9 protein-coding genes are annotated in these 13,922 nt (G+C 44.9%); 7 read left to right on the top strand and 2 right to left on the bottom strand.

Annotation, left to right across the window (positions count from 1 at the left end; translation table 11 throughout):
* Positions 1-96: 96 nt before the first annotated feature.
* Positions 97-702, bottom strand: a complete 606-nt coding sequence (gene eco, locus sps_RS07900; protein WP_077752035.1) for a serine protease inhibitor ecotin — start codon at positions 700-702, stop codon at positions 97-99.
* Positions 703-977: 275 nt separating this feature from the next.
* Between eco and sps_RS07895 the strand changes: the two genes are divergently transcribed.
* From sps_RS07895 to sps_RS07870, 6 genes are all read left to right on the top strand, one after another.
* The gene (locus sps_RS07895; protein ID WP_077752034.1) at positions 978-3,182 is read left to right on the top strand and encodes a molybdopterin oxidoreductase family protein; all 2,205 of its coding nucleotides are present in this window, start codon (positions 978-980) and stop codon (positions 3,180-3,182) included.
* A 57-nt stretch (positions 3,183-3,239) separates the two neighbouring features.
* On the top strand, positions 3,240-5,312 hold the full coding sequence (locus sps_RS07890) for a DmsC/YnfH family molybdoenzyme membrane anchor subunit (RefSeq protein ID WP_149027240.1): 2,073 nt from the start codon (positions 3,240-3,242) through the stop codon (positions 5,310-5,312).
* Between the two features lie 66 nt (positions 5,313-5,378).
* Complete coding sequence (locus sps_RS07885; RefSeq protein ID WP_237158026.1) at positions 5,379-5,855, top strand: hypothetical protein; 477 nt, start codon at positions 5,379-5,381, stop codon at positions 5,853-5,855.
* A 152-nt stretch (positions 5,856-6,007) separates the two neighbouring features.
* Positions 6,008-6,208: a hypothetical protein gene (locus sps_RS07880; RefSeq protein WP_149027239.1), complete on the top strand. Its 201-nt coding sequence runs from the start codon at positions 6,008-6,010 to the stop codon at positions 6,206-6,208.
* A gap of 482 nt (positions 6,209-6,690) precedes the next feature.
* Positions 6,691-8,157 (top strand): aerolysin family beta-barrel pore-forming toxin, encoded by a 1,467-nt coding sequence (locus sps_RS07875; protein ID WP_077752031.1) that lies wholly within the window; start codon positions 6,691-6,693, stop codon positions 8,155-8,157.
* A 508-nt stretch (positions 8,158-8,665) separates the two neighbouring features.
* Positions 8,666-10,993 (top strand): M4 family metallopeptidase, encoded by a 2,328-nt coding sequence (locus sps_RS07870; protein WP_077755594.1) that lies wholly within the window; start codon positions 8,666-8,668, stop codon positions 10,991-10,993.
* 309 nt (positions 10,994-11,302) lie between these two features.
* Here sps_RS07870 and bioA read toward each other — a convergent pair whose 3' ends face one another.
* Positions 11,303-12,715, bottom strand: a complete 1,413-nt coding sequence (bioA, locus tag sps_RS07865; RefSeq protein ID WP_077752030.1) for an adenosylmethionine--8-amino-7-oxononanoate transaminase — start codon at positions 12,713-12,715, stop codon at positions 11,303-11,305.
* A gap of 110 nt (positions 12,716-12,825) precedes the next feature.
* Between bioA and bioB the strand changes: the two genes are divergently transcribed.
* The gene (gene bioB, locus sps_RS07860; protein ID WP_077752029.1) at positions 12,826-13,890 is read left to right on the top strand and encodes a biotin synthase BioB; all 1,065 of its coding nucleotides are present in this window, start codon (positions 12,826-12,828) and stop codon (positions 13,888-13,890) included.
* Positions 13,891-13,922: the final 32 nt, after the last annotated feature.

The following is a 13,922-nucleotide window of genomic DNA, read 5'->3' as shown; positions in this document are numbered from 1 at the left end:
TGAAGGGAAAATGCCAGCTGTGCTAGCTGACATTTATGTATGGGGAATTAGTCACTAATGCATCTAGTGAAATGTGTAACCAATATTGCTCGCTAGTTATTCACTCAATAGCTTTGAGGTGTTGAATGGACTCTCAACAGCCCAGACTCGGTATCTCAATTCGCTGCCTTCGGGTAGGTAAAACACCTTATCTAGACGGCTATCATACTTGATTTTCAGATCTGCTCTGATTGGCACAAACGCCTTCTTCTCGGCTTTCTTGAAACAGGCCATCATAGTGGTTGGTCCCTGAGTGATTGAATCAACTTGATAATAGTTATACCCCCAACCTTGAACCGAGTGTTGTTGCAATTCACCTGACAGGCTTCCGCCATTACAGTCAACCATCTTAGTTTGGCCTATCTGTATTTCGACCATGTAGTTCGACTCATCATCGAGCTTAGGCAGAGTGAGTATGTGTTGAACCATGCCAGCTTCTGGTGCAGGGAACATTTTAGTGGCGTCCTGGACTTGATAATCCGCTGAAGAGAAGGCCTGAGAGGTGATGATATTTTGGTTGTGGCTACTCTGGTTAAGATCAGTTGGATGAGCTGGACTGGTGGCCGATGCATTAAAAGATAATAGTGACACGGCTAAGATGCTTCCTGCTGAAAATGTGATGGTCAATGCTTTCTTAGCGGCGTTAAGTGTCGATGAATTCATAAAATCTCCAAAGAAAAAAATGGGTGTTTCCGTTTTAGTTACCCTTATAAACGACTGGAAAATGAAAAGGGGTTAACTATTTTAATTTATTTTAAAACCAGACGTGCACCACTTTAAAGCAAAAGCACCGAAAATGGTCATTAATCGATACTTACCTAACACTATTTCATTGATTTTATTGTCTTAATATTTTGGCATGACGGCTGCATTGTTATGATCATTGCTGAGATAAAGTAAAAATAAAATAGAATTTATTCAATGTGGGGGCGTGTTTTATGCTGTTTGGTCGTAAAAACAGAAAGCCAATTGTGATCCCGAGTAAGAAAGTTGCACAGTGGAAATATACCACCTGTAATTATTGCTCTACGGGCTGCTCCATCGAGATTGGCTTAAATGAGCAGAACAAGATTGTTACTACACGAGGCCATGCGGGGGCGGACGTTAATCGCGGCAAACTTTGTATCAAGGGGATCTTAGAACACGAGCTGTTTGAGAGTCCGGGTAGGGGGACCGAGCCCCTCATAAGAGACAAGCACTTCGAAGCCTTCGAACCTACCTCTTGGGATCATGCACTGGACACGACTGCTGATAAGATAAAGGCCATTCAAGCCAAGTATGGCAGAGATTCCTTCGCCATTGTTTCCTCCGGTCAGCTGTTGACCGAAGAGTTTTATACCTTAGGCAAGCTTGCCCGAGGCGTGATTGGCACCAATAACTATGATGGCAACACTACCTTATGTATGGCGTCCGCGGTTAGCGGCTATAAGCGCTCCTTCGGCGCCGACGGTCCGCCGGGTTGTTACGATGATTTCGAGCACACCCATTGCCTGATGGCTTTTGGCTCTAACCTTCCCGAGCAGCACCCCATCATCTACTGGCGTCTGAAAGAGGCGCTGGAGAAGCGTCACTTCCCGCTGATTGTCGTGGATCCTCGAGTCACTATGCTAGCGCAATTTGCCGATATTCATTTGCCTATCACTCCAGGTACAGATTGTGTGCTGATTAACGCCATGCTGCATGTGATCATCAATGAAGGGCTGCAAGATCAGGCCTATATCGACTCGCACACCCAAGGCTTCGAGGCGGTTAAGGCACTCGTGCAGGACTATGATCCTAAGCAGGCGCAACACATCTGCGGCATAGACGAAGATACTATACGTAATGTGGCAAGAATTTATGCGAGGGCGCCGGCGGCCATGAGTATCTGGACCATGGGGATCAATCAGTCCACCCACGGCTCAGATGGTGTCGCTAATATCAATAACCTTAATATGATAACCGGCAATATCGGTAAGCCAGGGGGGACCAGTTTATCGATAACCGGTCAGTGTAATGCCATGGGCACCCGTGAGTGGTCATCTTGCTCTGGCTTACCTGGATATCGCTATCTGGAAAATGAGGCCGACAGAAACGAGATCGCTGATTTCTGGGGCATAGACCCGGAGTTCTTTCCCAAGAACCGTGGCCTGGCCGAAACCGATATCTTTCCTGCCATAGAGACGGGAGAAATTAAAGGTTTGTGGATCGTCGCGACGAATCCCATGACCTCAATGCCCAACACTGCCCGCATTCGCAAGGCATTGGAAAAACTAGACTTTCTGGTTATACAAGATGTTTACAGCGATGTGGAAACAAATCAATATTCCCATGTGTATCTGCCCGCATCTGTATGGGCTGAGAAAGAAGGTACCCATACCAACACAGAGCGCAGGGTCAACCTGATCAGCAATGTGTTGCCGCCTTTTAAGAACTCTAAGCCGGATTTTTGGATTTTTAATCAGCTGGCCAGGCGTTTCGATAACGGTCAGATGATCCATTTTCCCGAGACGCCGGAAGGGGCGTTTGAGGAGATGAAGTACCTGTCCAAGGGTAAGCTGTCCCACGGTGGTCCGCGTAACTTAGATATCTCGGGCATGAGCTATCAAAAAATCGAGGCGGGCAGAGGCATTCAATGGCCATTTAGAGAAAAAGATGAAAGCCTCAAAGGCACAGCCAGACTCTACAGCGATGGCCTGTTTCCAACTCCGTCAGGTAAAGCAAACCTGCTGCCTATAAATTTCTATAACAATAATGAGCAGCCCTGTGACGAGTATCCCTTCTGGCTCAACAGTGGCAGGGTGGTAGAGCATTTTCACACCCGTACCCGTACGGGCAAGATAGGTAACTGTAACAAGTTCAGTCCAACGGCGTATATGGAGATGAACCCGGATGCGGCCAAAGAGCTTGGGGTTGAACATCAAACCTATGTGCGTCTCACCAGTCGTCGCGGCGATGCCGTTGTCATGGTGCAGTTAACCCAGCGCGTGCCACGTAACATGGTGTTTATTCCGTTTCATTACCACGATTGTGTCAACCGTCTTACTTTAGGTTTACTCGATCCCTATTCACGCCAGCCGGCATTCAAGCAGTGCAGCACGAGGATTGAGCCGATCGATCAAGATGAGGCTGCTCGGATCAATGTCGAGCGTCGTGCATTTTAGCGCTAGGAAATAATTTTGCGAATTTGAAGCCTTAGACTCAAGGCTGGGGACGAGATAATGACATCACAGATAACTGAAGGCACAAAATTGCACAGCGAGAGTGGTAAAGCGGCAGTGGGACAATTTACCCCGGAGACCGACTCAGGCATAAAGATGACAAAAAAGAATGCGTTGCCCAAGAGAGGCGAAGAGCAGCTCGGGCGATCAAATCATTGGGAAGTGCGCACCCAAGAGCAGGCCTACGCTTATCTACCTAAAACAGAAAGTGAGATTGAAAATCGCTACGGTAAACGCATCGACTTAGTGGAGTTGACCGATAAACCTGTGGGGCGGTCGATGTTCATCAATGACAATCCAGAGGTGGGGACTAACCCGGATCGTAATAAGCAGCATGGTTTCTTCTTTACCGCCGATAACTGTATCGGTTGTCATGCCTGTGAATCGGCCTGCGCCGAGAAAAATGAGACGCCGGCTCATCTGGCATTTCGCTCGGTCGGCTATGTGGAGGGCGGCTCATATCCGGATTATAAGCGGATGAATATCTCTATGGCCTGTAACCACTGTGACGATCCTGTCTGTCTAAAAGGCTGTCCGACCCGAGCTTATACTAAACATGCGGAATATGGCGCTGTACTGCAAGATCCTGAAACCTGTTTTGGTTGTGGTTACTGCACTTGGGTCTGTCCCTATAATGCACCTCAATTAGATCCGGTGAAAGGTCGGGTTTCTAAGTGCAATATGTGTGTCGATCGATTGGAAGTGGGGCTAAAACCCGCTTGTGTCTCGGCTTGCGTGGGTAATGCGCTGGACTTTGGTGTGATAGAAAATACCCCGGAGAATCGTCAGCAATGTAAAACCAGCATTCCTGGATTTCCGTCACCGGATATTACTCGGCCCAACATACGCTTTCAACAGACCAAGACGATGCCGGAAGAGATGACACGTACCGACTCTATGCCGGTAAAATACCACAAGGGCGAAGACGGCCAATATAAGCCTGTGATAGATCAGAAAGTGGGTAAACAGCAGCACTGGAATCTGGCTAAGCTTAACAGTCGGGAGAATCCTTTGGTGCTGTTCACCTTGTTTGCTCAGGCTGCTCTGGGCACGTTCATCGTCCCCTTTTTTGCGGCCTTGGGTGGGGTTGAGCTGTTTGAGCTATTTGCGGCCTCAGATATGATGTTGCTGCTGGTGGTCACATCGCTTTCGATGACCTCTTTTGGCCTATTTATGAGTGTGACTCACCTAGGTAAACCTTTTCGTTTCTATCGCGGCTTTAATAACCTGCGTTATTCACCCATGAGCCGTGAAGGATTAGGCTTGGCCATGTTCAGCGCTGGACTCGGTCTGATGGCCGTGTGCTTGCTAGCCACGAATACCTGGTTTAATGAGCAACTGATCTCTGGGGGCGGGCTCAGTCTGTCCAAGTTTATCGGTTCCTTTTCTTTGGCTAACTTGACTCTGGGGGCGGGCATTTTTGCCAGCATTTCTGGTGTTGCGGGTCTGTATTACATGAACCAGTGTTATCAGATTAAGGCACGACCATTTTGGAATCATTGGCAAACGGTGACCAGCTTCCTAGGTAACAGCTTGTCCTTGGGATCTATGGTGAGTGGCGTGATGATTTTGAGCACTCTGGCCGTGTTGTCTCTGCCACTATTACCTGCTTTACAGCTACTGGGAGGAGTATGGTTATTTGGTGTGGCGCTCGAAACCATGGGTCTGATAGGTCACAATCGTGATCTCAATGCCAGTGAAAATGAGGGCGGAGCGGCACATTACATTCAGTGCACCACTTTTGGTAAGACCTATAAGCTGCGCAACCTGCTGCTTGCCTTCAATATTTTTGCCGGCCTTAGCTTACTGGGCTTGGGAGAATCAGGCTTACTCAATACTCAAGGAGCGACTTCAGAGTCTGTAGGCGTTAGCCTGTGGGCATTCCTTGCTTGGTCAATTATCGCCTTGATTAACTGCATTAGCGCCGTCATCGGTCGGGCCCTGTTTTATAACTTAGTGATCCCCACCACTATGCCCGGTGCCTTCTTCTGGAAAAATAAGGGCTTCGAGCAACATGCCAGAGATATAGGTTTAGCGGATAATCCGGCTTGTGGTGTGGTGCCGTGCCGTTGACCCATTAAGCCAGATAACAAGTGTTGGGAGCTGCGCAGTAAAAGAGCCAGAATAATAGATACCAACATGATAAGAATAAGAAAAATAAACGAGGTGAGTATGCTGACATTGGAAACGACCATAGAGAAGACCTGCTTGATTGGACTGACCTACTTTAACGCCGAAGGAGAGATGCTCAAGCAGTCTCTGTTGGCGGGAAAAGTCAGTTCCAGTGATGAAGAAAAAGGCATAGGTATCGAGCTATTTGCAAAAGAGGGCTCAGAGTCGGGAAGTAAGCAGTTCCTTATCCCCACAGATCTGTCATGTTGGTTTACTGCGCCTAAAGGAAGGTTCCACACCAGTGTTGAGGGGGTGACAGTGACCGATCCTAATTATCTGATCACCTGGGATATTTATCAGACCCGATCCTATAAGCAAACCTCTGACAAAGAGGAAGCTGCTCAGCAAAAACCGGATAAACAGATAGACAAACAAGAGGCCGAGCAGATGCAGTGGTGGGAATGGAAACCAAGGATAGAGCAGCCTAAGGTTGGTATTAATTAAGCGATTGAATTGATATCATTTATAGGTGTTTGACCACTAGGATGGGTGACCTGATGACTAGACAGGTGTTTATCTTTGTATTTATTTAGTATATTCTCTCAGCTAAATACCTGTGTGGGTCAACTCAGACAGCTGTACATTGAGGGGACTTAGTGGAAATGAATATGAAAGTGTTACCCGAAGGCGTGAGTTTTTCCCAGGGACTCTATGCTGTTGAGGTTCCGACCTTTAGTGGCCTCGAAATTAAGTATTATAAGGATCCGCTTACGGCATTTACAACAAAAAGAAGGGCGGAGCGTAAAGAAGCTATAAGGCAAGATAAGCGCTTGGCGATGCAGATGGTCAACGGGTAGGGTGATTTATTCTACGTTTATAGTCATTAAGCCCTTGGATTCAGTGAATGACTATCTATAAATATTCAATATAATATCCAATTCATTAATGCCTTGTTTGTTACAAAACTCGTTTGTATATGCTTTCATCATGACTCTCCCCATCGATTAACTCCCGTTTAAATTAAAATGAATTAACCTATAAATTACAGATTGTAATTAGTTAACATTTACAAGGTGTTGAAAATAATGGTTAATTGTTTTCATGTCTTTTTCATTATTATTCTTAAATAATTTTTTAATTGTTAATTCTTGCCAATTTAACAAATGCGGATCTTATTATTAATGTGTGATTCAATTTGTATCGCCTTGGTGTTTTTATTTGACAGAGGAATGTTTTTTTTACAGTTTGGATAAGCGAAAGCTAATATCTATTTATTGAAATATAATTGTACATTCCTAAATAAATTTTTAATGCATTGAATCTAGAAAAGGAGTTCGACATGAAAATATCAAGTTCAATTAGTACATTATTTCTGTCTATGGCATGTTTGCCATTCCTGGTTTCTGCTAATACACCAGAACCTATCTATCCGGATCAATTGAAACTATTTAACCTTGGGTCAGAGATCTGCGGAGAAGGTTATCGCACCGTGACACGTGATGAGGCCCAATCGGCTAAGTCTGCAATTGTTGCAAAAATGGGAAAATGGCAAATATCCGGTCTCGCCGATAAATGGGTAATCATGGGGCCCGGATATTACGGTGAGATAAAGCCAGGCACAGCAAATAATACATGGTGCTACCCTAAAAACAGTGATATTGATGCGATCCCAGTTTTATCTACGCGTGCTATTCCCTCTGGTGATGAAGTGGATGTGCAATGGCGACTCGTTCATGATCAAAATTATTTTGTTCAGCCTGCTAGTTATTTAGCTCACTTCCTAGGCTATGCCTGGGTCGGTGGTAACCATAGCAACTATGTTGGTGAAGATATGGATATTGTCCGCGAGGGAGATAGTTGGCGTATTCAAGGTAATAACCAAGGTTCTTGTAGCGGCTACAGGTGTGGAGAAAAGACATCCATTAGGGTCAGTAACTTTGCGTACACCCTGGACCATACTGGTTTTTCTCATGGAGAAATTACCGAATCAGGTAAGCAACTGATTAAAACGATTACTGCCAATGCTGTGAATCATGAAGATACGCCTCAACAGGTGGTAGTGACATTAAGGTACGACACGGCCAGCAACTGGTCGAAAACAGATACTTATGGCTTAAGTGAAAAAGTCACTACAAAAAATAAGTTTAAGTGGCCTTTGGTAGGAGAAACTGAAATCTCAATTGAGATAGCGGCAAATCAGTCTTGGTCTTCTCAAACTGGCGGATCTGAGAATAACGGTGTGTCGGTTGAAGCTAGACCTATGGTACCGGCCAACTCGACAACTCCAATCAGGATAGCCATTTATAAATCAAGTATTTCATACCCTTATCAGTTCGATGCCGATATCAGTTATGATTTGACCTTAAATGGTTTTTTACGTTGGGGAGGCAATGCTTGGCATACTCATCCGGAAAATCGTCCGACCAAGTCTCATACTTTCACCATTGGGCGGTGGAAAGATAATGCTAGCAGTATCAGTTACCAATGGGATAAGCGTTATATCCCAGGTGAGATCAAGTGGTGGGATTGGTCATGGACAATCGATGAATATGGTTTATCTACCATGAAAAATACGCTGGGGCGAGTCCTAAGGCCAATAAAGTCTTCAGTTACGGGCGATTTTTATGCTGAAAACCAATTCGCTGGTGATATCGAGATTGGTTACCCTAAAACTCGTCAGCTTGATAGCTCGAGAAGCGGCGGACAAGGGGTAGAGCTTAAAGATATCAACTTCAGTGCAGATGAAATGGATTTACTCGGTTTCGAAAATGTTGAATTGACTGTGAATCCTGTAGTTCAACCCTAACAGAGCTAAATAATTTAAGCTGGTAATTAAACAGTTATTACCCCATTCCTTATGGTTTGGGGTAAATTAAATAATTGGTCTATCTGAGTTATTCCCTCTTAAAATATGATTTATGTAAAAGTCTATAATGAATTAATGGATTAAATCTTATTATTTTTATAGCTTAAATAAATGAGTCATATTAACTAAGCTACTTAAATTATGAACCATTCTCACTTATAGCGTCAATTTCTCTATCGCTTGTCAATTTTTTGCGCCATAAATTTACTCAAAGATAGTTCTTTCTTCCGATTGTGCACGTATTTTTAGCTCTATAGCATGATGGTTAACGATTTGTTGGTTTTATGTGGTTTCTGGTTTTTGATTATATAAAGATCTATGTTTTGTATAGGTTTATATGGGTTTTTAATCAAAAAACTTACCGACATGAATATCATCGAGTTGAAAATGACTTGGATATCTGTATTTGCAGAAATTCTATCTTTTTAATAAATCAATGGGTCAAAAAATAATGCTAAATAATAAAATGTCTTTGGTTTGTCTCGCTGTATCGGCGTCCATGGCTAGTTCAGCATATGCAGCCAATAAAGTTGACGTGTCTAACCTGATAAATACCACGGCCAGTAATAATATTCAGAATGTTATCTCTGCAGAGAAAGGCAGTGAATTTAGAGTCTCTAAGGAAATATCTCTGGGAAAGTCAGGAACTAAACAACGTTTACAGCAATATTTTTATGGTATACCAGTATTTGGTTATTCTGTCAGTGCCTCAAAATCTAATATGGGGCTTTATTCTCAGGTACAAGGTTCGATTCTGGCAAATATAGCTAAACCAGAAAGTTTTGTTAAAGCGACAATAACGTCAGAGCAGGCACTTGATATTTCGATGAAGCAGAAGTCGAATAAAAGCATAAGGTCTGATGCGAACAACCCTAAATCTGACATGTGGATCTATCATGATAAATCGGGTGAGCCGAGGCTGGTCTATATCACCTCCTATGTGGTTTATGGTACGAATCCCAGCCGTCCTTTCACTATTGTGGATGCCAAAACTGGTGCCGTTATCGAGCGTTGGGAGGGCCTTAATCATACACAGTTGGGTACCGGACCCGGCGGTAACGACAAAGTTGGCCAATACGAATACGGTACTGATTTTGGCTTCTTAGATGTGATTGAATCCGGTGATAACTGCACCATGGACTCGGCTAACGTAGCAACTGTTAACCTTAATCATGGCAGCAGCGGTAATACGCCATTTAGCTACCTTTGTCCTCGCAATACCGTGAAGGAAATTAACGGTGCCTTCTCTCCGCTCAACGATGCACATTTTTTCGGTAACGTCATCTATAACATGTTTAGCGACTGGTATAACACTGCGCCATTGAGCTTCAAATTAACCATGCGCGTGCATTACGGTACTGAATACGAGAATGCGTTCTGGGATGGTTCAGCCATGACATTTGGTGATGGTAAAGACTTCTTTTATCCTTTAGTCAGCCTGGATGTGTCAGCTCATGAAGTGAGCCATGGGTTCACCGAGCAAAACTCTGGACTTGTATATGCTAATCGCTCTGGCGGCATGAATGAAGCCTTTTCAGATATGGCCGGTGAAGCCGCAGAATTTTATATGCTTGGAAGTAATGACTGGTTAGTGGGCGCTGGAATTTTCAAAGGGGAAGGGGCGTTAAGATATATGGCCGATCCTACCCAAGATGGTAATTCAATCGGTAATGCGGCGGATTATTATGATGGTATCGATGTGCACCATAGCTCTGGAGTATTTAATAAAGCCTTCTACACCTTAGCAAATACCACAGGTTGGGACACTCGAAAGGCATTCGATGTGATGGTTAGAGCCAACCAAGTTTACTGGACCGCTAACAGTAAATTCTGGGATGGGGCATGTGGGGTGAAGAGTGCTGCTGTTGATCTTGGTTACAGTGAATCCGATGTACTTGCTGCGTTTACTGCTGTGGGGGTTGAAGCGTGTGTGGAGCCAGATCCTGAGCCAGAACCCACTCCGGAAATATTGATTAACGGTACAGGGGTACAAGTCTCAGGAAATACAGGAAATAAAGCGTATTACACCTTAGAAGTCGGTGCACAGCCGACAGATTTAAGCTTTGCTATCACAGGTGGAACAGGTGATGCTGATCTCTATGTGAAATTTGGTGAAGTGCCATCATCTGATAATTATGACTGTCGCCCTTATGAGTCAGGAAATGAAGAGACATGTTCAATCGATTCAGCCCAAGAAGGGACATATTGGGTGATGTTACATGCTTGGGAAGCATTTGATGGCGTAAGCCTGACAGGCAGTTACCAAGGCGTTGATTTGCCCAATGAGGCGCCCGTTGCCGCATTCGAGGCAAGTTTTGATAGGGGGAATGCCACATTTACCAGTACCAGTACCGACAGTGATGGTGATATTTCGGATTGGAGCTGGAACTTCGGCGATGGTACATCGGCCAATGGAGAATATGCGACTCACAGTTATACTGATTCGGGGAGCTACGATGTTAGCCTAACCGTCACCGACGATGACGGAGCCTCTACAATCGTGACTCAGACCTATGAAGTTGAAGTGTCTGATGCTGCCATCGATTTGACCGTGACCCGAGCCAAGATATCTAATCGAGGCACAATTCGTGTGACGCTGGATTGGAGTGGTGACTTTGCTCAAAGTTACACCGTCTATCGTGATGGAACTGCGGTAGGTACATCGACAAATACCCACTATACCGATAGGTTCCACGGCGAAGCGGGTAGCAGCTTTACTTATAAGGTCTGCCTATCTGATACAGAATGTTCAAATGATAAAGTCGTGAATTTTTAAATTAACCACTAACGTCATCGATACCGATAGGTATTAACAAAAAACCACCCTTATTCAGGGTAATGCCGGTAAGTTAAGAAAAAATATTGATAAAATAAGGGCTACAGGGGATTTAATCTAAATCTGGCTGTAGCCCTTACTCGTTCTGCTGTTAGTCAATGATTGCTACACAAATTCCGTTAATTCAGAAAGTGAATAAAAAGTGATTATGTATGCAAAATAGTGACTAAGTGATCGGCATTACCCTTATTCAGGGTGGTTTTTTTAATGCTTAACGCTTACTGAATTATCATCGAGTAGAAGATAACGTTAGCCATTACTGATAAAACCTTCATGCTTGTAGGGTAAAATTGTGCTGGCGACTTGTTTCATCGCCGAGGTTAGCTTAGTCAGCTGCTCTGGTGTGATCACATAGGGCGGCATGATATAAATCAGATTAGAAAACGGCCTAATCCAGACGCCTAAATCGACAAAATTTTGCTGAAGCTCGGCGGTATTGACTGTCGCGTTCATCTCAATCACGCCGATGCCACCGAGTACCCGTACATCTTTCACTTCCGGGTAGTTTTTCGCTTCTTCAAGTTGAGATTTTAGCTGAGCCTCTATGCGACTAATTTGACCTTGCCATTCATTGGTTGCTAATAGATCTAAACTTGCACAAGCAGCAGAGCAGGCTAATGGATTTCCCATAAAGGTGGGGCCATGCATAAACACACCCGCCGGGGAGTCACTGATCCCTTTTGCGACTTCATCACTGCACATAGTTACAGCAAGAGAGATATAACCGCCGGTTAAGGCTTTACCTAAACAGAGGATATCGGCCTCGATGGCTTGTCCATTTATTCTGGCGTGTTCATAGGCGAACATTTTTCCTGTGCGGCCAAAGCCTGTGGCGATTTCATCAAGGATCAGTAGCACCTTAAATTCATCACAAAGCTGACGCAAGCCTGCTAGGTAATCCGGGTGATAGAAGCGCATACCACCGGCTCCCTGTAGAATTGGCTCAATAATCACAGCGGCAATTTCATGGTGCTGTGCTTCAAGTTTTGATCGCATCTCGTCGAGCTCGCCGGGATTAAAGCTGGCGCCAAAACTAGCTTCTGGGGCACTGACAAACTCATGCTGGGTGACAGAGTCACCGAACATAGTATGCATGCCACCTTCAGGATCACATATGCTCATGGCGGCAAAGGTATCACCGTGATAACCACATTTTACCGTCAAAATACGCTGTTTCTGTGGCTGATTTCGTCCTTGCCAATATTGCAGCGCCATCTTAAGCGCCACTTCGACAGCAATAGAGCCCGAGTCTGCCAAAAACACCTTAGTCAGGTTATCACTGGTCATCTCGACTAACTTTTTTGACAGCTCTATCGCTGGCTGGTGGGTGATCCCACCAAACATCACATGGCTCAGTTTATTAAGCTGTGCCTGCATTGCATCAATGATGACGGGGTGACTGTAACCATGGACGCAGGCCCACCATGAGCTGGTGCCATCGATAAGCTGACGGCCATCATCTAAGGTCAGCTCGCACTCTTTTGCCGATACTACACCGAAAGCGGGGAGGGCGTTGTTCATCGAAGTATAGGGATGCCAGATGTGCTGCTTATCAAATTCCAGATCTATGTTCGATGTCGAATGCTTAGATGTACAAAACTCAGGTGTAGGAAGAATAGCTGCTGAGATACTAGGATTGATATCAGAATTATTTTTGTTCATATATTGACCGTTAGTAAACCTGTTTGACTGGTTGGCGTTGACAGATTACGACCTGCAGGTATCCTAGGCAAGATAAAAACAAATTATATTGAGTAAAAAGGGTAAGTTAAATGTCGGATATACAGCTGCGCTATGATTGGCAACGTGATGAAATTGAAGCTCTTTTTGCTTTGCCTATGAATGACCTACTGTTTAAGGCGCATTCATTACATCGTCAGGTCTACGATCCAAATGAGGTGCAGATCAGCCGATTATTGTCGATTAAAACAGGTGCTTGTCCAGAAGATTGCAAATATTGCCCCCAGAGTGCCCGTTACGATACGGGTCTGGAGAAAGAGCGCTTAATCGAGATTGATAAGGTATTGACCGAGGCTCGTAGCGCCAAGGCGGCTGGGGCTTCTCGTTTTTGTATGGGCGCGGCATGGCGTAATCCACACCCAAGAGACATGCCTTACCTGAAAGACATGGTTAGCGAAGTAAAAGGCATGGGTATGGAGACCTGTATGACCTTAGGCATGCTTTCTCCTGAACAAGCCGGCGAGCTTGCCGAGGCTGGACTTGACTATTATAACCATAATCTGGATACCTCTCCCGAGTATTATGGCGACATTATTACTACCCGTACTTATCAAGACAGACTTGATACCTTGTCTAATGTCCGCGCTGCTGGGATGAAGGTTTGTTCCGGCGGTATCGTCGGCATGGGCGAACAGGCGAGCGATCGTAGTGGTTTGTTGCAACAGCTAGCGAACATGGAGCAGCATCCTGATTCCGTACCGATTAATATGCTGGTTAAAGTTGCCGGTACACCGTTTGAGAATATTGACGACTTAGACCCCTTAGTATTTGTTCGCACCATTGCCGTGGCGCGGATCTTAATGCCTTATTCAAGAGTTCGTCTGTCGGCGGGTCGTGAGAAGATGTCTGATGAGATGCAGGCTATGTGTTTCTTCGCAGGGGCTAACTCTATCTTCTATGGTTGCAAGCTATTAACCACCAATAACCCAGAAGAAAATGAAGATATGACACTGTTTAAGCGTCTAGGTTTACATCCAGAGCAAGGCAAGTACGCCACGGTAGAAGACGATAAAGCCGTGTTTGCCAAGGCAACCGCTAAGGCGAACGCGATCAGAGACAAACAGAGTTCTGCCTTCTATGATGCAGCAGCGTTATAAATTAAGATGAATGCTCTGAATCGACTGTCGTG

Source organism: Shewanella psychrophila (assembly GCF_002005305.1).
Lineage (GTDB): Bacteria > Pseudomonadota > Gammaproteobacteria > Enterobacterales > Shewanellaceae > Shewanella > Shewanella psychrophila.
This window is presented reverse-complemented; position numbering and strand designations above follow the sequence as displayed.